Genomic DNA, 18,650 nt, shown 5'->3' with positions numbered 1-18,650 from the left:
GAAGCCTACGCTTCTCTTTTTCTATATCTTATCCAAACTTCTTCTTTCTCAACCAGAAGAACAACCCTCCCAAAATACCGATAATCACTAAAGGAAGCAGCAAATTAAACCATTGCCAGTTGTTTTTCTCTTCTGTAATTCTTTGTCGGTCCAGAAGACGTTCTTCGATGTTTCTGTTTCTTAGTTCCATCAGATTACTATCATCCAAAAGATAGTCAAGAGCGTTTATTAAAAACTGCTCATTTCCGAATTGTTCGTTGGTCAACATATCCACTCCTAAAGGTAGAGGTTGCCCTTTGATCACCTTATTTCTTCCTACATCTCCGTCTGCAATCACGATCATTTTATTTTCCGGACTTGCACCTTTAAAGCCAGGGTAAGATTTTCTTTCAATTCTTGATGCATAGGCAGAATTAAATTTCCCTTCTAAAGCGACTGCATAGATTTTCGGAGTACTTGGTTTTTCCATTTGTCCAAGACTGTCAACACTTGCAATTTCTTTCAGGTCAACATAATTCGGAACCTGTTTCAACAATGTTCTTTCACTCGATTCGAAAAGAACTTTTGTTTTGATATTTTTTCTTCCACCCAAAGTATCGATCGCTGTAGGAAATTCAAATTTTACAGGATTGATATTTTTGGTGATCGGATCATTTTTTTCAGCAATTCCCAATGGAAAATATGGCCACGGAAGGCTTGTGTACTGGGGATTTCCTCCTACTTCTCCCGTTACCAATCTCAATAAGGCAAATTTCTTTACATCTTTCACCAACGCCGGATTGATTCTGATCCCGTAATTAAAGAAAAAATCAGTCATATTAATGTCTACCGGGAAAGGCATTACTTTTTTAGATCTTGTCAAAGTATCCATTTCAGCATTTACAGCATCAATCATCCAAAGAGTTTTTCCACCGTTCATGATGTACTGATCAAGGATTACTTTTTCACCATCTGTAAAGGCTTTTCTAGGTTTTGCAATCACTAAAGCATTCATTTGCTTTAAAATCGGAATATCCGCTAAAGTCAGCTCAGTCTGGTTTTTAGGAATAATCGGACCTGCATCATAGTTTTCTGTTGCCAAATGCATGAATCCCTGGAATTCTTCAGGACTCAACTCATCCTGATTCACTAAAACTCCAATTTTCTTTCTCTTGTCAACCGCAATATTTTTGATGTTTGAAACCAGGTTATATTCTAAATTCTCAATCGATTTTGTTAGTTGCTGATCTGCATCAAGTCCTGTCTGTTGAACCACCAAAGGAATAGAAATCCCTCTGTCACGGTATTTTACAACGGCATAAGGAAATAAATAAATCTGAGAAACTTTTCCATCTTTCACATCAGGAAGTACAGAAGGCTGCATTCCCATTGCCATCAAAGTATCCTGAGGAATTTTACTTTTGATTGGATCAATGAATTTAAAATCAATTTTTGGATTAATTTTTCTAAATTCTTCCAGCATGAATTTTGTTTCGCTCTGCAACTGTTTAAAGCTTGCCGGGAAATCTCCTTCCAGATAAACATCAACTTTAATAGGTTTGTTGATCGATTCCAATACCTTAATGGTGTTATCGGAAAGTGTATATCTTTTCTCTTTTGTTAAATCTAATCTGATTCCTGAAATAGCAAGAATAACAGCCAACGGCAAAATAACAAACAGTAAAATTCCGAATGGTGATTTGAATTGTATCTTCTTCATAATTCTACTTCTTTTTATTGATAAAATGGTTGGACAAAGCTAACGTAACACCAATGATTAAAACAAAATAAGCTACATCTTTAAAATCGATAAGACCTCTCGTAAAGCCTAAGAAATGCTGATAAAAACCGATATTCTGTAAAATAAAATCTGCTCCTCCCAGTAATTTATAACTTGCTAATTGTTCGATCCCGAAATACATGATAAAGCACATGAAGACCCCTAACAAATAAGCCATAATCTGGTTTTGAGAAAGTGAAGAAGCCAAAATTCCCACTCCTGAAAAAGAAGCAATTAAAATGATCATCCCCAAATAACTTCCAAATGTCATTCCCAGATCAATATTTCCTTCCGGAACCCCTAAAACATAGACAGTATAAAGATAAATCAGTGAAGGAATCAGGCATAAAATCCCAACGACCCAAACTGATAAAAACTTACCTAAAACCAAATCTGAAGTTTTCAAAGGTTGAGAAAACAGCCAGTTTAATGTTCCCGTTTGCTGCTCTTCTGCAAATGTTTTCATAGAAAGTGCTGGAACAATAAACATTAATAACCAAGGAACCAAGACAAAATAACTTTGTAAGGAAGCCAGTCCGATATCAAAAATGTTAGAATCATTTTCGAAAAAAAACAGAAACAATGTTGTTACCAAACTGAAAGCGGCAATGATTACCCATGCGCTCCAGTTACCAAAGTAACTCCAAAGTTCTTTTTTAAAAATTGCAATCATATAGTAGTTAGAAGTTTTAAGTTAAAAGTCAAATGTATTTTAAACTAATTATTTAAATAAGAATACACGACTTCGCTCTGCTTTTTACTTGTATCTTTTTATTTTTTACTTTTATTAACCAGCTTAACGGTCATCATGATTAAAAATACCAAAACGAAAAATCCTGTAATTAATTGCCACCAATATTCAATGACCATTGATTTTAGTATCACAGTGAAAACAACCAGAAATAAAATAAAGGTTGCAATTTCGTTGGCTTGTCTTAATTTAATGTTCGCTGTTTCTAAGGTATTTCCGTTAAGTTCTCTGAGTTTCAAGACTTTTTTCCAGCACCAATAGTGGTAAATTGCCAATCCGATCAGGAAAGTCAGTTTTAAATGAAACCAGGGCATTTTCATTAATCCCGGATTTAAGAAAATCATAACCAATCCGCAAACTGCCATAATGACTCCAGCCGGAACGGTAATAATATTCCAGAGTCTGCGTGCCATGAAGGTATATTGTTCTCTTAAAATCTTCTTTTTATCTTCAGCAAACTCATCGGTATCTTTATAGTAAACAAAAATTCTCACGAGATAAAAAATTCCCGCAAAATAGCTTACCATGAAGATAATGTGAAGTGCTTTTATGATGGTATACAGCATCCTAAAAATTTGTTTGCAAAGATAGTCTATTTCACAAAAAAATAGAATTTAATCTAAAAAATTCAAATTAATATTGAGGAAAATTATCTTTATCAGTATTTACAGTTTTTTTCTTGCAGGAATACTGTCCGCTTTGCTTTCTTTATAGTATTTCTTTGTATACAGGAGATTATTTTTATCATCATAATATTTCCATTCTCCAAAATAGAACCAATGGCGTAGATTTTGGGAAATTTCGAGCTTAGTCTGCCCTTTTTCCATGATGGTTCCGGTTGGAAAATATCTTTTGATTTTTGTAATATCTTTTCGAATGCTTTCTTTCTGGTAAAGTTTATTATCAAAATAGGTTTTCCAAACTCCTACTTTTTCTCCTTTCTTGTACTTTCCGATAGCTGTAAGCGTTCCTTCATTCGTTGGATATTCTTCTTTCCATTTCCCATGTCTTTTCTGAGACTTTTCACTCACTTTCACATATTGGTTCATTTTCGTCCGGCAGGAAAATATAAATAATGAGGCTACTAAAACAATAAATATTTTTTTCATAAAAAAACAGGATTTCTGTAAATATAAGAAATCCTGTTTTAATTCTACAATTGTAGAACAACTTTATTTTATCTTAAGAAATCACTCCTAATTCTTTCCCTACTTTCTCAAAAGCAGCAATTGCTTTGTCCAAATGCGCTCTTGTATGCGCTGCAGAAAGCTGAACTCTGATTCTCGCTTTTCCTTTCGGTACCACAGGATAGAAGAATCCGATTACGTAAATTCCTTCATCCATCAATTTTTCAGCCATTTTTTGAGCTAAAGGTGCATCGTAAAGCATTACCGGAACGATTGCAGCATCACCATCCGGAATATCAAACCCTTTAGACTTCATTTCAGCTCTGAAATATTCTGCGTTTTCCATTACCTGATCACGAAGAGACGTATCTTCAGAAATCATATCCAATACTTTCAAAGCCGCACCCACGATTCCCGGAGCCAATGAGTTTGAAAATAAATAAGGTCTTGAACGCTGTCTCAACATATCGATGATCTCTTTTTTACCGGAAGTAAATCCTCCTAAAGCACCACCTAAAGCTTTTCCTAATGTAGAAGTAATGATATCTACTCTACCCATCACTTCATTAGCTTCGTGAGTTCCACGACCCGTTTTCCCGATGAAACCGGTTGCGTGAGAATCGTCAACCATTACCAATGCATCATATTTATCCGCTAAATCACAAACTCCTTTTAAGTCTGCAACAATTCCGTCCATTGAAAATACTCCGTCTGTTACAATAATTTTGAAACGGTGATTTTTTTCAGAAGCAGCAATCAACTGAGCTTCCAGATCCTCCATATTATTGTTTTTGTAACGGTATCTTGCTGCTTTACACAGGCGAACACCATCAATGATTGAAGCATGGTTTAATTCATCTGAAATAATCGCATCTTCTTCTGTAAATAACGGTTCGAAAACTCCTCCGTTTGCATCAAAACAAGCTGCATAAAGAATAGTATCTTCCAATCCTAAAAAGTCAGCAATTTTTTGTTCCAATTGCTTGTGAATATCCTGAGTTCCGCAGATAAAACGTACTGAAGACATCCCATAACCATGAGATTCGATCATATCCTGAGAAGCTTTCATCACTTCCGGATTGTTGGATAATCCCAAATAATTGTTGGCACAGAAGTTCAACAGCTTTTTTCCGTTCGCTTCTATTTCCGCACTTTGCTGAGAAGTAATAATTCTTTCTCTTTTGTAAAGCCCGTCGTTGTCAATATTTTGTAGTTCGTTCTGTAAATTTTCAAGATACTTTTTAGAGATCATTTCTAATAATTTTTAAGATGTGCTAATTTAATAAAAAAAGCCATTTCGTAGGATCGAACTGGCTTTATTATTTATTGAAGTCTAAAGAATAGGTGGTTTACATTTCAAAATCAGCCCTATAAGCAGATACTTTTATTATGCGTACTTCCTATTTCTTTAAAAATTTTATATTCTTTTCATCTATTCTGAAAATATAAGTTCCAGGAATTAATTTTTGAATATTTACAGATTGGTTCGGATGATACATTCCTTTCTCAACCAGTTTTCCATCAACAAAATAAATTGAATATTCAGTGGATTTTTTGACACCCTTCAAAAACAATTCATTTTTTGCCGGATTTGGATATAAAGCAAATTCATCTTTGTTAATATCCGAGGTACTCAATGTATTATCCTGAGTCACCGTTGAATTTTTTTCGATGATCTGATATTCGTAATTAAACTCAACACTCGCTACAGGAAATGTTACAGATTCTGTAAAATATTGGTTGTTTACTGTGTTATCAAGAGCAAAATAAGCAACTTGTCCCCCTGTTCCCGTTACTTTAATAGGCAAAGGCATTTCATAAAAACTTACGGATGCATGACTCTGCGTTTGTGAAGCTTTAAAAGTAACTTGATTTCCGGTTTGTTTCCATCGGATATCGTAGGTTGGATACCCTTGTCCGTAAATCCAATCGTTAAAGAATTCGGTAAGATCTTTTCCTGTAGATTGCTGAATAGAATTTTTGAGATCAGCAGTTCTTACATAATTATACGCCAAAGCCGGTCTTGCATGATAATCTTTTATCGCCTGATAAAAAACGGTTTCACCTAAAATCCATTTTATCATTCTCACCACAAATCCTCCTTTTGAATAAGACAATCTTCCGCTAAAAATAGCACCGATATTATTCAAATTAGCATCTGCAACATATACACTTCCACCAGGAGCGCTCGTAATAAAATCTTTTTCCGATGATAAAAAATTCATAAATTCCGTATTGGTCATCAGTAATTTTTCATTGGCCAAATGTGCTCCAAAAGTAGCAAAACCTTCATTCAGCCATATATCATTCCAAGCTCCGCAAGTAACCTTATCCCCAAACCATTGATGAGCCAGTTCATGAGCAATAAGTCCTTTTCCCCAATCTCCCATAGATGACATGGTCTGATGTTCCATTCCACCTCCATATTCAAATTCCATATGTCCGTATTTTTCATTTCTGAAAGGATATGGTCCTAAATAGGTTTCAAAAGTATTCATGATCTGCTTTGTCCAGTTTATATTTGCCATACTTGCTGAATTACTTGCTGTAGAAGGGTATATATAATTAATAAATGGAAACGGTGGATTTCCTATCGTATCGGTAAGTTTTACATAATTCGTAATCGAAAGCGCAATAAGATAAGCCGCTGTAGGATACATTGTTCTCCAGAATGTAAGTTTTTGTCCAGGTGGCAGTACCGTTTCCGACATAAATGTTCCGTTGGCAGCAACATTATACTGGGAAGGGGTTGTTATTTTAAAATCAAATTGCTCAATTTTGTCATTCATACTTTGCTTGGTCGGAAACCAGTCTTGTGCGCCATAAGGCTCGCTTAAAGTAGAAAGAATCGGTGATCCACCCTGCGATCCTGTTGAAAAAGAATTATTTGCTGTCGGCGGGGTTCCTGAATAATGAATCGTTAATGAATCCAATACATTTGCCGAAAGCGCCACCGGAAAATCGATTTTAATCTCCTTTGTCGCCAATTGCTGAAAAGTAAGATTCTGACCATGGTATTTTACCTGAGAAACCGTCAACGTATTAGAAAGATCAAAGTAGATATTGCTCATACTCTGATTCGGTTTAAAATGTGAAGTTACAGATCCTGCAATCTGATATACGGAAGGATTTAAACTAATATCCATCCTTTGATACTGAAGATCATAGTTCAGGGTGTTAGGATTCGTATTGTACGCAGTCATTTTATTAGCCAAAGATTTCATTTCCTTTGCTCTGAATGATTTCATTTCAATATTTTCGTGCTGTGCCGAAATCTGTTGAAAAGTAAGAATACTCAATATCAGAAGATAGAAGTGTTTCATTTATAAATTATTATCAATCAAAGATAAAAAAAACCTTCTAATCAGGATTAAAAGGCTTCTTTTATTTATTATTTTATATGTATTAAAGCTCTAAAGTAGGTTCAAGAATTTTTTCCATTCTTTTTTTCACCATATCCACAGAACCTGCATAGTTGTTTACCAAAAGAGAGAAAACCAACGTTTTTCCCGAATTGGTCTTTATATATCCAGCCAATGTTTTTACTTTATTCAAAGTTCCGGTTTTTGCAAAAATCTGTCCGTTTCCGGTGATACTGAACATTCTTTTCAATGTTCCGGATTGTCCACCAATCGGTAATGAAGTCAAATACGTTTGATAATATTTTTGGTTCATTAAAGACGTAAGATATTTCACCTGGGCAATTGGTGTCACTGTATTACTTCTTGATAATCCGCTTCCATCCATATAATTCAAACCTTCAGCATCAAAAGCAATGTCTTTAAGGTGGTCTTTCACCACGATTCTTCCACTCTCGCTCGTCTGATCTCCTTTTCTGAAAAAGCCTACTGTTCTCAACAACGCCTCTGCAAGAGAATTATCACTATGTTGATTGGTGTAGTATACAATATCCGTCAATGTAGGAGACTTATAAGCTGAAACCAGTTTTCTGCTTTCCGGTGCCGCATCAGTCATTTTTGGTGTTACTTTTCCGGTAACTGCAATTCCGCTTTTTACCAGCGTCGTTCTGAATGTATTGGCAAGATAAGCCGGTGCATCCGGTAATTTTGTAGTTAAAATCCCATCTCCTTCATATTTTTCGGCATACACCATTTGATTGGCATAAGGAGAAACATAGAAGAATTTTTTATCAGTTGAGAAATTACTTTTTTTAACGATTAATTTCTCATTTGCCGGGCTAATCTCACGGGTTGTACCTACCGGTAAATAGTAATTATTGTTTTCTAGCCACACAACATTTTCCGGAAGTCTTGAAATATTACCTTTGAAAAGCGCTGTCTGAATAATAATATCACCATTTACTTTTTTAATACCTTCACGTGAAAGTCCACTCACAAAATCCGCAATGATTTCTCTGTAAGATAATGCTCCTGCTTTATTGGTTCCTAAAGAAGGATCTCCGCTTCCTACGATATACAAATTGCCATTCAAAACACCGTTTTCATCAACCTGCCCTGAATATTCAAGTTGCGTCATCCAACGATAATTCTCACCCAACAGATTCAAAGCAGTCTCTGTAGTAAGCAGTTTTGTAGTGGAAGCAGGAACCAAAGGTGTATTCTCGTTGTACGAAGAAATAATCTTTTTGGTTTTAGGATCATATACTACGAAGCCCCAATTGGCATTCTTCAGCACAGGATCCGTTACCATTGTATTTAGATTAACATCTATAAGTTCTTTCGGCGATAGAATTGTTTTTTCAACCGCAGCCACAGGAGAAGGCAGATTCGCAATGGATTTCTGACTATCATATGTGGGAGAAAAAAGAACCGTGGAAACGGTAGACTGAGCGAGGAATAAACCAGAAGCTAATACCGTAATACCTGAAATATATTTTCTGAATTTTACCATCTAATTTTTCTTTTTATTACTCAATTTGGATGCCACTGATGATTTATAGTTAAATCAAATGTAGAGCCAAACATATAAGCAACGATCAAAAGTAGAAATTATTGCTATTAATCAGCTATTTAAGGTATAATAAAACCTTATAAATTTTGTTAAAAATTGTTAAAAATCTACAAAAACGTCTTTTTTGATGCTTTGGTAAGCAGTAATTTCGTCAAATTCTTTCAAACTTAATAAAACCATCTTTTTGAATTTTTCGTAGTTTTTTCCTCTTGGAAGCTTAAGTAAAATTTGAAACTGATATAAATTATTAAGTCTCGCGATCTGGGATTTTTCCGGTCCCAATACACAATCTTCAGGGAGATATTTTCTTAAAACCGAACCTAAAAACTGAGAAGCGCGATTCACCTTATCTTCCTTTCTGTGTTTAAGCTCGATCATGATGAGTTTTGTAAAAGGAGGATAATGAAATTTTTGACGCTCCGTTAAAATATATTTATAAACCTTAGCCGGATTATTCATTTTAATCAACTGAAAAACAGAATGATCAGGATTATAAGTCTGGATTAGAATTTTACCTTTCCCGGAAACTCTTCCCGCTCTGCCGGAAACCTGTGTGATAAGCTGATACGCTCTTTCTTCTGCTCTGAAATCCTGAACATACAACAAAGAATCTGCCTTGGGAATGGCTACCAATTCGATATGATCAAAATCCAGCCCTTTGGAAATCATTTGAGTTCCGACAACAATATCAGTTTCTCCGTCTTCAATCTTTTCGTATAGTTTTTCGTAGGCAAATTTTTTCCTCATAGAATCCACATCCATTCTATCGACTTCATTTTCAGGAAATAGTTTTGAAACTTCTTCATGAATCTGCTCAACTCCTACTCCTCTTTCATTCAGGTTTTCAGAATGACATTTCGGGCAGGTTTTCGGTTTTGAAGCTCTTTGTCCGCAGTAATGGCATTTCATTTCATTTTCAGCCTTATGATAGGTCATCACGACATCACAATTCGAGCAATAATTCACATAACCGCAAGTCTCACATTCTATTACATTGGCATAACCACGACGGTTATGAAGCACGATCGCCTGATTTTTTTCATCCAACGCTCTTTTTAACTCATCAATTAATTGTAATGAAAAATTTCCGGAAACCTTTTTGGAATCCTGAGCTTCTTTAAAATTAATCAATTCGTATTCAGGAAGATTTACATTTCCAAAACGCTCTTCCAGAAAAACATATTTTATTCTGTCTTTTCTAGCATTGTAATAACTTTCAACTGAAGGTGTGGCTGATCCCAAAATTACTTTGGCATCGTAAAAACTCCCCAAAACCAACGCAGCATCTTTTGCATTAAAATAAGGCGAAACTTCCCGTGGTTTATAAGCCGAATCGTGTTCTTCATCCACCACAATTAATCCTAAGTTTTGGAAAGGCAAAAACAAAGCATTTCGTGTTCCGATAAGGATTTTTATATCATTTTGCCGAATTCTTCTCCAAACTTCTACGCGCTCAAAATCTGTAAGCTTCTGATGGTAAAAACCAAGTTGTCTGCCGTATTTTTTTTCTAATCTTTGCGTAATTTGTTTCGTTAAAGAAATTTCAGGAAGTAAAAACAAAACATTTTTTCCCTCATTGAGGCATTCTTCAATTTTTTCTAAATAAATATGGGTTTTTCCTGATGAAGTCACCCCATGAAGCAGAACATTCTTTCCTTCTTCAAAAGCTTCGTCAATCTCAGTTTTTGCAGTTTTTTGAGATTCAGAAAGCTCTTCGATTTCTTCAATCTCTCCTTCATAGCTTTCAATCCTATCCTTTTGCATATAATATTCTTCAACCAGATTTTTATCTGCCAAAGATTTGAAATGGGAACTTCCGAAATAACCGTCTTCAAACAAATCTGCCTTTTTTATATGCAAATCAGGATTCTCTGTCTGTTTTTCTAAAATATGCAGAAAAAGATCTTTTTGTTTCTGTGCTCTTTTTAACGTTAAAAGAATCTCAGTAAGGTTCTGATTTTTTAAAACCTCATCCTTAATTTTCACATACGCAACTTCCTTTGCTTTATATTTTTCCGCAATTTTTTCATCAATTTCGATGTATTGCAGATCAATTAAAGAATTAATGGTTTTAATAATATCCTTTTTGGGAATGAAAGCTTCAATGTCAGTCAAATTAATCAACTGACGAACTTCCAACGCCTGAATGAGATACATTTCATTGACATCCAGGTTTTCAAAATCAACCGTTATATTGGGTTTTAATTTTAAATACGTTTCACTTTCTAATTTCAAGGAAGACGGAAATGCAAAACGGTAAATCTCTCCTAAACCGGATAAATAATATTCTGAAAGCCAGTTCCAAAATTTAATCTGCTCTGCAGGAACGATCGGTTTATCATCCAGAATACTGATGACTTCTTTCACCACAAAGTTTTCCGGAGCATTGCCATGAAGCTCAAAAACAATCCCCGTATAAATCTTTTTACCCCCAAAAGGAACCAAAACACGCATTCCTGCCTGAATTTCAGATTGCAATTCTTCAGGAACTTTATAGGTAAAAGAGCCTTTTAAATTTAACGGTAAAACGATTTGAGCGTAGTTCAAGAGAAATATTTAAAGTGTAAAATTAATTTTTTCTTTTGTGAACCGCAATAATTTCTATTTTTATCGTTCTAATAACAATTCAAATAACTAACTATGAAAAAATTTCTCTCCATTGTTTTCCTATTTTTAATATTGATCATTCAGGCACAGGAAAAAATCACTATAAATAAAGGAGAAATTACCATCCCCATTGGTAAAAAAATTCTACTTAAGCCTGAAATAAAAAAAAATAAAATCATCAGTTTCGAAATCGTAAAAGAAGAAAACATTAATGAAAAAGTTGATTTTTTTGATATGTTACACCACTTTAAAAAGGATAATGTAAAAGATAACAGCATTGAACTTTTATTCAGTGAAGGTCAACTTATGGGAGCCCCCATTTTTGTTTTAAATACAATTCAGAAAACCGGAAAAAAAATGGTTTTTAAAGCTAAAATAAGGTTAAAAGGAAATTCTTCATACCAACCTACTTCAATTACACCTTCTGTAAGCAATGCAGCGCATATGGAGCAATGGAAAGATCGTATAGACTCTATTATTTTGTATGATTTTACAGTGAATTAAAAGAATAAATCAATAATTTGATACCAAATTGCGGTAGTAAAGAATCCTACGATAATACTGAATCCGATAATTAAATTGGTGAGTTTGGTATTGAGCCGGAATTGTTCTGCAATAATACTCGAAGTGACTAACGTTGGCATTGCCGCTTCGAAAATTGTGATCTTTGCCGTATTTCCTTTAACTCCCAATAATAAAGCCAATCCTAAGACGATGGCCGGAGCTAAGATCAATTTATACAGCATAGAAGCAGACATTTGAGGAACTAGTTTTTTCCAGCCGTTGAATTTCAATTGTAGCCCCACGGAAAATAACGCCAATGGACTTACCGTTGCCGCCAGTTTATCAAAAAAAGGCTCCGCAAAACTAAAATCTATAAACTGAGATAAGACGAGTGCAGAAATACATCCTACCAAAGGAGGAAAAGTAATTAATCTTTTGAGTATAAATTTTGCACTCACTTTTCCGGATTTACTGCCGCCTTTTACTGCTGCAATAATTCCTAGCGTTGACAGCGCAAAAAACATGGTCTGATCGCAAATGATGGCAATACTTAACAAGCTTTCTCCATAAAAGGCAGAAATTAAAGGGAAACCAATGAATGAGGTATTGCTGTATCCGCTGGCTAATTCCAGTGTACTTCTCGACCGTCTTGAATACCCTTTGCTTTTGCTGTAAAACATCATAAAAAAGAAGCAGAAAACGGCAATCAAGAATGTCGCCAAAATCGGAAAAAACATTTCTGTCGTCCATTGTACTTTCGGCAGGTATTTAAAAGAAACCGCTGGAAGCGCTAAATAAAGAATCCAGGTATTAATACCTTTGTGAGCATCGGGATGGATAGATTTTGTGGCTTTAAAAACCATTCCTGCAATAATACACACTGCAATGAGAACAAAATTTACCATAATCTAAAAATATGGGCAAATTTACGGCTGAATTTTTAGTTTGAATACTAAAAAGGTTTGTTTTTTGAAATATTCTTCAACAAAACTTCGACTCCGCTCAGGCTGACAGCTACTATTTTTCTAATGTTTATTCGTAAAGTCATACTGAGCGGATCCGAAGTATATTTATTTTAAAAATTAATTCATTGTATCAAACAGGCTCATCACCCCAACTTTTTCCAAAGGTTTTGAAAGCTTGATTCTTTTTGAAGTTCCGGGAAGCAAGTCAAAGAAATTATCACTGAAATGAGTATCTCCCAATAAATAAACATCTTTCGCCAGAACATCTGTAGAAACTTCAATTTCTGTTGGAGAGATTTTCTTGATTTGAATATTGGGTTTTGTAAGCTTTAAATCTTTTGGTTTTGCAAAGAAATGGGTAGTTTTGGCAATAATATCATCATCTTTATCTCTAATTACAACATTCAGATAAACTTCGTTTTTATTAACATCTTCAATTAATTTTTTTATTTCTAAAGAATTAAATTTCAAAATACTGTTATTTAAAATTTTTCTCTCAGACCTATCCACTGCTGCCGCTAAACCACTCCCATCAAACTTATAGACCTCGTATGTTATCATAAAATCTTCAAATTTTCTCGGTTCATCATTTACCGCATAAAAATTTAAAACTCCGTCTTTTTCTTCAGTCAAAATTACCTGATTTTCAAAACTTCTTTTAATCTGATAATGCAACGCTTTCCAATTTCCTAAATAATCAATGGAAGACCAGGAAACTACCGGCCAGCAATCGTTCAATTGCCAGTACAAAGTCCCCATATTGTAAGGCTTTGCACGGCGATGTACTTCAATCGCAATCTGCATTCCTCGAGCCTGAAGCAGTTGAGAAACATAATTGTATTTTACGAAATCAGTCGGAATATTGTAATCCCGTTTCATATAATTATCGATGATTTCCCAACCTCTGGAATGTTTTTCGTGTGCTTTGATGGTGCCATTTTGCAAACTTAAATCCGGAGTTCCGGAAAACATAGATTTTGTAGTTTCCAACGTCGGCATTCCCTGAAAGCCGTATTCTGAGGAAAATCTCGGAACTTTCTCGTTGTAAATTTCAAATGGTTGTTCTCCCCACCAAACTCCCCAGTAATGAGAATCTCCTTCTGTCAGGCTTTCTTTATGTCCCCAACCAATTGAGGGTGAACTTGGCCAGTAAATCGATTTATCACGGGTTGCATATTTTTGTATTGCATTGGGAATGACTTCATGAAAAATTTTCTTATAATCTTTCCAGACCTGCATAGAATCTTCCTTTGAGTATTTAAATTGCTTTTGGTAGCCCCAGTTGACAATCGCTTCATCCACTTCATTATTTCCGCACCACAATGCTAATGAAGCATGATTTTGAAGCCTGTCGATTTGATCTTTGACTTCCATCTCTACATTTTTCTGGAAATTTTCGTCAGCGGGATAAAAACTTCCTGCAAACATAAAATCCTGCCATACCAAAATTCCGTTTTCATCGCAAGCCTTGTAAAATTCGTCATCTTCGTAAATTCCGCCACCCCAGATTCTAATCATATTCATGTTGGCATCTTTACAGGCTTTAATCAGCTGATGATATTTCTCTTTGGTCATTCTTGGCGAAAAACTGTCACCGGGAATCCAATTGGTTCCTTTTACATAGATCGGATTTCCGTTAACTTTAAAATAAAATGATTTTCCTTTTTCGTCTTTTTCCTGAATTAATTCTACGGTTCTAATTCCTGTTTCAACAAGCTTTTGATCAAGAATAGTTTTACCGTTAAAAATAGAGACTGCAAATTGATAAGAATTTGCCGTTCCAAATCCATTCGGTTGCCATAATTTCGGATATTTAATATCTAATGGAATTTCTATTAAATTTTTCCCTTTTTTCAAGTTGAAATCTTTGAAAGAATTGTTAACACTTACATTGTATTTTCCTTCTTTATCAACAAAAACTTCAGTATGGAAAACCAAATTCGCTACTTCTTTTGATATTTTTTTCTGTTCGATTTTTACATTTTCAAGTTTTGCCTGATTCCAGAAATGTAATTTCACTTCTTTCCAGATTCCAGCAGTAACTAATCTTGGTCCCCAATCCCAGCCGAACTGATATTGTGCTTTTCTTACATAACTTCTTGGAGATTCCGGTGTAGTGAAAGGGACTTTTTTCGCCAATTCTTTTCCAACATGTACTGCAGATTTGAATTTAACCTGTAAAATATTCCCCCCGATTTTTAAGTTTTGCTTCACTGGAATCGTCCATTTCCTGAACATATTATCTGTTGAAAGCAATAGTTTTCCATTTAAATAAATCTCTGAAAACGTATCCAGTCCATTAAAGACCAGTTCAATATTTTGATTGGCCAATTCTTTCGAGGAAATACTAAATGAAGTCTGATAATCCCAATCTTCGTTCTCCACCCATTGAACTTTTTTCTCGTTTTCATCTTTATAAGGATCCGGAATAATTTTGTTATTCATCAGATCTAAATGAACCGTTCCCGGCACAGTGGCCGTGAGCCATTTATTTTCTTTAGCGTTTTTGAACTGCCATTTTTCTGAGGATAAACTTCGTTCGGAAAATTGAGCGAATATTATGTTTTGAATGAAAAGAAAGGAAAAAAGTAGGGTTTTGTTCATTATAATTTATTTACAATTCGATGAATTCCGTCTTTAATAAGTGGGGTATTAAAATTAATAAGAAGTCCTAATTTCAGGTTGGTCAACTTTAGATATGTTAATAGTTGAGAATGGAAGATTGGGTGAATCTCTACTACAGATTTGATTTCAACAATTATTTTATCTTCTACAATTAAATCAAGTTTATATGCCTTTTCAATGATCTCATCTTTATATTTAAGGGGTAATGAAACCTGTTGATTAACTTTTAATCCCAATTCTTTTAACTCATACACTAAAGCTATTTCATAAGCATTTTCTAACAGACCAGCTCCTAAATTTCGGTGTACTTCTAAAGCTGCTCCTATAATTTTATAGGATAATTCATTTTCTGTCATTTGTGTTTGTTTTTATTTTTTTAACGCAAAGATTTATATTTCTTTACATTTTATTTAAGGAGCAAAGATGAATCAATACATTGATTTTAATAAGCTTAAGTTTTAACCATACAGCTTCATCAGCGACTTTGTCGCAATTCTTTACTACTTAAATATACAGTTCAAATAATAAAAAATCTTTGCGTTAAAAACTTCAATTATTATTTACTTTTTAAAGCATTCACCTCATCCGCATTGGCAAAAGCACCACCATCCGTAATTGCAGAAGAATGAAAATATCCAGCTTTCGTAAATGCTCTAAGTTCTTCAATATTGGTAGAGCGAAGTCCGCCCCCTAAAAGAATTTCGATTCTTCCATCAGATAATTCAACCAGCTTTTTGAGATTTTCTTTTCCTTCCGACACATTGGGTTTCTGGCCTGAAGTAAGAATAGTTTTAAAGCCACAATCTATTACTTTTTCCAAAGAATTTTCTAAGTCTTTTGCTCTGTCAAAAGCTCTATGAAATGTACATTGATAGGGTTTTGCCAGTTCAACCAATTCTTTATTTTGCTCCACATTCACCTCATCATTTTCATCTAAAATTCCGAAAACGAAACCATCAACATGTAACGTTTTCAGTTGAAGCAATTCAGATTTCATTTGTTTAAATTCTTCATCAGAATAGGTAAAATCTCCGCCACGAGGACGAATCATTACAAAAATCGGAATATTGATTTTTTCTCTTAGTTGTTTGGCTGTTTCAAAGTTGGGAGTCGTTCCTCCTTCACTTAATCCGTCACATAATTCTATCCTGTCTGCTCCGTTTTCAAAAGCAATGATTGCCGATTCGGGATTGAAACATGCTATTTCTATTTTTGACATTTTATTAGTTTCAGGTTCAAAATTTATTTTAATGCAAATTCAGGTTTTTCCAAGCGGTTTCCTTTTTGGTCATACACCGCAAAATTAAACCCGTCCTGAATACAGTACGAACCATATTCCCCTTTTTTATTAATGGCAATAAAACCAACCTGTATATCTTTTAGATTTTTATTTCTTCTCTTCGTAATTTTTACAATTCTTTCAACGGCTTCTTTACAAGCCTGCTGCGGATTTCTGCCTTGTCTCATCAGCTCAACCACCAAATGTGTTCCAACCGTTCTGATCACCTCTTCACCATGACCTGTTGCCGTTGCAGCACCCACTTCGTTATCAACAAACAATCCGGCTCCGATAATTGGTGAATCTCCTACTCTTCCATGCATTTTGAACGCCATTCCACTGGTTGTACAAGCTCCTGAAAGGTTTCCGTTGGCATCCAACGCAATCATTCCGATGGTGTCGTGGTTTTCAATATTTACAATAGGCTGATATTTGCTGTCTTTCAGCCATTCTTTCCATTCTTTTTCGGATTCGACAGTGAGAATATTTTCTTTTTTAAATCCCTGAGAAACTGCAAACTGCAAAGCACCATCTCCGACCAACATTACGTGTGGTGTTTTTTCCATGACCGCTCTTGCCACCGAAATCGGATTTTTAATATTTTCTAAACAAGCAACTGAACCAATATTATAGTTTTCATCCATGATACAAGCATCCAAAGTCACTCTTCCGTCTCGGTCGGGACGTCCTCCATAACCAACGCTTCTTTCCGTCGGATCATTTTCAACCAAACGAACTCCTTTTTCAACAGCATCTAAAGCACGACCTCCTTTTCCTAAAATCGTCCAGGCTTCTTCATTCGCTTTTAATCCGAAATTCCAGGTGGAAAGGACGATGGGTTTGTTTATTGTTTTATTATTTTCAGGAATTTCTTTGGCAATCAGATCCATCGGATTCATTGCAAAGGCCAAAGAAGCCACTGCTGATTTTTTTATAAACTTTCTTCTACTTTGCATATTGAATTATTTGGCTTCCAAATTAGCGATTTTCGCGTTAGCATAAAAGCAAAAAAGGCAGCAGATTGTTTTCTACAGCCTCTTTTGTCATTTTATTTAGCATATTAATGAGGAAGTTTATCTCTGAAATACCCATAAACCCATGTTCCGAGTATGGCACTCAGTAAAGTTACGATTACTGCCAAAGCTCCTGTTCCTATCTGAGCGAAGAGAGGACCAGGACAAGCTCCTGTAATTGCCCAGCCAAATCCGAAGATCAACCCACCATAAATTTGTCCTTTATTGAACTTCTTTGGTGCTATTGTAATGGGCTCTCCGTCAAGTGTTTTTATTTTAAACTTCTTAATCAGCCAGACGGAAATCATTCCTGTGAGTACCGCTGTTCCTATCACTCCATACATATGAAATGACTGTAAACGAAACATTTCCTGAATTCTGAACCAACTGATAATTTCAGCTTTTACGAAAACAATTCCGAATAAAACACCTACTAAAAGATATCTTAGATTATAGTACCAACTTCGTTGAAAAGAACTTGCGTTGTCACAAACTATATTGTTATTTTTCATTGTTTATTTTTTAAAGTGAAAGAATTATCGGCAAAATGACATTCGCCATCAAAAAACCGCCGATCATAAAACAAATCGTTGCCACTAAAGAGGGCCATTGCAGATTGGAAAGTCCCATAATCGCATGTCCGCTAGTACAGCCACCTGCATAACGGGTTCCAAAGCCTACCAAGAAACCACCTATAATCATGGTTGTAAAACCTTTTAATGTTAATAAGCTTTCAAAATTTATTAATTGAACAGGCACGAGATTGCTATAATCTGTTATTCCATAGGTTACCAATTCCGCTTTAAGTTTGGGATTGACTATAATTTCTCCTGGATTTATCAAAAATTGAGCGGCAATCAGTCCACCAAAGAAAATTCCCAAGACAAAAAACAGATTCCAGATTTCTTTTTTCCAGTCGTATTTAAAAAAATTAACATTGGCAGGGATACAAGCTGCACAAATATGTCGTAATGATGAACTGATTCCGAAAGTTTTATTCCCTAAAATCAGTAAAACAGGAACAGTAAGACCAATTAACGGACCTGCAACATACCAAGGCCATGGTTCTTTTATAATTTCTAACATTA

16 protein-coding genes are annotated in these 18,650 nt (G+C 34.9%); 1 reads left to right on the top strand and 15 read right to left on the bottom strand.

Annotated elements, in window-relative coordinates:
• Window positions 1-28: 28 nt before the first annotated feature.
• The 8 genes from gldG to priA form a co-directional block, all read right to left on the bottom strand.
• Window positions 29-1,699 carry a gliding motility-associated ABC transporter substrate-binding protein GldG gene (gldG, locus tag LV842_RS09355; protein WP_233111182.1) on the bottom strand — a complete coding sequence of 557 codons (1,671 nt, stop codon included), beginning with the start codon at window positions 1,697-1,699 and terminating at the stop codon, window positions 29-31.
• 4 nt (window positions 1,700-1,703) lie between these two features.
• Window positions 1,704-2,432, bottom strand: coding sequence for an ABC transporter permease subunit (locus LV842_RS09350; protein WP_233111181.1), 729 nt, complete (start codon window positions 2,430-2,432; stop codon window positions 1,704-1,706).
• Between the two features lie 98 nt (window positions 2,433-2,530).
• Entirely contained in the window at window positions 2,531-3,076 is a 546-nt protein-coding gene (locus LV842_RS09345; RefSeq protein WP_233111180.1) for a CopD family protein, read from the bottom strand.
• A gap of 99 nt (window positions 3,077-3,175) precedes the next feature.
• Entirely contained in the window at window positions 3,176-3,619 is a 444-nt protein-coding gene (locus LV842_RS09340; protein WP_233111179.1) for a toxin-antitoxin system YwqK family antitoxin, read from the bottom strand.
• A gap of 73 nt (window positions 3,620-3,692) precedes the next feature.
• The gene (kbl, locus tag LV842_RS09335) at window positions 3,693-4,889 is read right to left on the bottom strand and encodes a glycine C-acetyltransferase (protein WP_039366098.1); all 1,197 of its coding nucleotides are present in this window, start codon (window positions 4,887-4,889) and stop codon (window positions 3,693-3,695) included.
• A gap of 148 nt (window positions 4,890-5,037) precedes the next feature.
• A complete protein-coding gene (locus LV842_RS09330) occupies window positions 5,038-6,960 on the bottom strand; it encodes a M1 family metallopeptidase (protein WP_233111178.1) in 1,923 nt (640 codons plus the stop codon).
• Window positions 6,961-7,042: 82 nt separating this feature from the next.
• Window positions 7,043-8,509, bottom strand: coding sequence for a D-alanyl-D-alanine carboxypeptidase/D-alanyl-D-alanine endopeptidase (dacB, locus tag LV842_RS09325; protein WP_233111177.1), 1,467 nt, complete (start codon window positions 8,507-8,509; stop codon window positions 7,043-7,045).
• Window positions 8,510-8,668: 159 nt separating this feature from the next.
• On the bottom strand, window positions 8,669-11,116 hold the full coding sequence (gene priA, locus LV842_RS09320; RefSeq protein ID WP_233111176.1) for a replication restart helicase PriA: 2,448 nt from the start codon (window positions 11,114-11,116) through the stop codon (window positions 8,669-8,671).
• A gap of 93 nt (window positions 11,117-11,209) precedes the next feature.
• Here priA and LV842_RS09315 point away from each other — a divergent pair, with 93 nt between their 5' ends.
• Complete coding sequence (locus LV842_RS09315; RefSeq protein ID WP_233111175.1) at window positions 11,210-11,680, top strand: hypothetical protein; 471 nt, start codon at window positions 11,210-11,212, stop codon at window positions 11,678-11,680.
• Here LV842_RS09315 and LV842_RS09310 read toward each other — a convergent pair.
• The 7 genes from LV842_RS09310 to LV842_RS09280 all read right to left on the bottom strand — a co-directional run bounded on the left by LV842_RS09310 (window position 11,677) and on the right by LV842_RS09280 (window position 18,648).
• A complete protein-coding gene (locus LV842_RS09310; RefSeq protein ID WP_233111174.1) occupies window positions 11,677-12,585 on the bottom strand; it encodes an AEC family transporter in 909 nt (302 codons plus the stop codon). The genes LV842_RS09315 and LV842_RS09310 overlap by 4 nt on opposite strands.
• A gap of 177 nt (window positions 12,586-12,762) precedes the next feature.
• Window positions 12,763-15,249, bottom strand: coding sequence for a beta-mannosidase (locus tag LV842_RS09305; RefSeq protein WP_233111173.1), 2,487 nt, complete (start codon window positions 15,247-15,249; stop codon window positions 12,763-12,765).
• Window positions 15,249-15,626, bottom strand: coding sequence for a GxxExxY protein (locus tag LV842_RS09300; RefSeq protein WP_233111172.1), 378 nt, complete (start codon window positions 15,624-15,626; stop codon window positions 15,249-15,251). Before LV842_RS09300 ends, LV842_RS09305 begins: the two co-directional genes overlap by 1 nt.
• Window positions 15,627-15,826: 200 nt before the next feature.
• Entirely contained in the window at window positions 15,827-16,489 is a 663-nt protein-coding gene (locus tag LV842_RS09295; RefSeq protein WP_233111171.1) for a copper homeostasis protein CutC, read from the bottom strand.
• A 23-nt stretch (window positions 16,490-16,512) separates the two neighbouring features.
• Complete coding sequence (locus tag LV842_RS09290) at window positions 16,513-17,505, bottom strand: isoaspartyl peptidase/L-asparaginase family protein (protein WP_233111170.1); 993 nt, start codon at window positions 17,503-17,505, stop codon at window positions 16,513-16,515.
• 104 nt (window positions 17,506-17,609) lie between these two features.
• The gene (locus LV842_RS09285; RefSeq protein ID WP_233111169.1) at window positions 17,610-18,074 is read right to left on the bottom strand and encodes a DUF6691 family protein; all 465 of its coding nucleotides are present in this window, start codon (window positions 18,072-18,074) and stop codon (window positions 17,610-17,612) included.
• Between the two features lie 10 nt (window positions 18,075-18,084).
• The gene (locus tag LV842_RS09280; RefSeq protein ID WP_233111168.1) at window positions 18,085-18,648 is read right to left on the bottom strand and encodes a YeeE/YedE family protein; all 564 of its coding nucleotides are present in this window, start codon (window positions 18,646-18,648) and stop codon (window positions 18,085-18,087) included.
• Window positions 18,649-18,650 lie beyond the last annotated feature (2 nt).

The sequence above is a fragment of the Chryseobacterium gwangjuense genome (genome assembly GCF_021311115.1).
Lineage (GTDB): Bacteria > Bacteroidota > Bacteroidia > Flavobacteriales > Weeksellaceae > Chryseobacterium > Chryseobacterium gwangjuense.
Note: the sequence above shows the minus strand (reverse complement) of the source record. Positions and strands in the feature narration are given on the sequence as shown.

Excerpts from the sequence above, each read along its gene's own strand:
- LV842_RS09340 (WP_233111179.1), bottom strand. The coding sequence starts at position 3,619 with ATGAAAAAAATATTTATTGTTTTAGTAGCCTCATTATTTATATTTTCC.
- LV842_RS09280 (WP_233111168.1), bottom strand. The coding sequence starts at position 18,648 with ATGTTAGAAATTATAAAAGAACCATGGCCTTGGTATGTTGCAGGTCCG.
- LV842_RS09295 (WP_233111171.1), bottom strand. The coding sequence starts at position 16,489 with ATGTCAAAAATAGAAATAGCATGTTTCAATCCCGAATCGGCAATCATT.
- LV842_RS09310 (WP_233111174.1), bottom strand. The coding sequence starts at position 12,585 with ATGGTAAATTTTGTTCTCATTGCAGTGTGTATTATTGCAGGAATGGTT.
- LV842_RS09350 (WP_233111181.1), bottom strand. The coding sequence starts at position 2,432 with ATGATTGCAATTTTTAAAAAAGAACTTTGGAGTTACTTTGGTAACTGG.
- LV842_RS09305 (WP_233111173.1), bottom strand. The coding sequence starts at position 15,249 with ATGAACAAAACCCTACTTTTTTCCTTTCTTTTCATTCAAAACATAATA.
- LV842_RS09315 (WP_233111175.1), top strand. The coding sequence starts at position 11,210 with ATGAAAAAATTTCTCTCCATTGTTTTCCTATTTTTAATATTGATCATT.
- gldG (WP_233111182.1), bottom strand. The coding sequence starts at position 1,699 with ATGAAGAAGATACAATTCAAATCACCATTCGGAATTTTACTGTTTGTT.
- kbl (WP_039366098.1), bottom strand. The coding sequence starts at position 4,889 with ATGATCTCTAAAAAGTATCTTGAAAATTTACAGAACGAACTACAAAAT.
- LV842_RS09290 (WP_233111170.1), bottom strand. The coding sequence starts at position 17,505 with ATGCAAAGTAGAAGAAAGTTTATAAAAAAATCAGCAGTGGCTTCTTTG.
- LV842_RS09330 (WP_233111178.1), bottom strand. The coding sequence starts at position 6,960 with ATGAAACACTTCTATCTTCTGATATTGAGTATTCTTACTTTTCAACAG.
- LV842_RS09285 (WP_233111169.1), bottom strand. The coding sequence starts at position 18,074 with ATGAAAAATAACAATATAGTTTGTGACAACGCAAGTTCTTTTCAACGA.
- dacB (WP_233111177.1), bottom strand. The coding sequence starts at position 8,509 with ATGGTAAAATTCAGAAAATATATTTCAGGTATTACGGTATTAGCTTCT.
- LV842_RS09300 (WP_233111172.1), bottom strand. The coding sequence starts at position 15,626 with ATGACAGAAAATGAATTATCCTATAAAATTATAGGAGCAGCTTTAGAA.
- LV842_RS09345 (WP_233111180.1), bottom strand. The coding sequence starts at position 3,076 with ATGCTGTATACCATCATAAAAGCACTTCACATTATCTTCATGGTAAGC.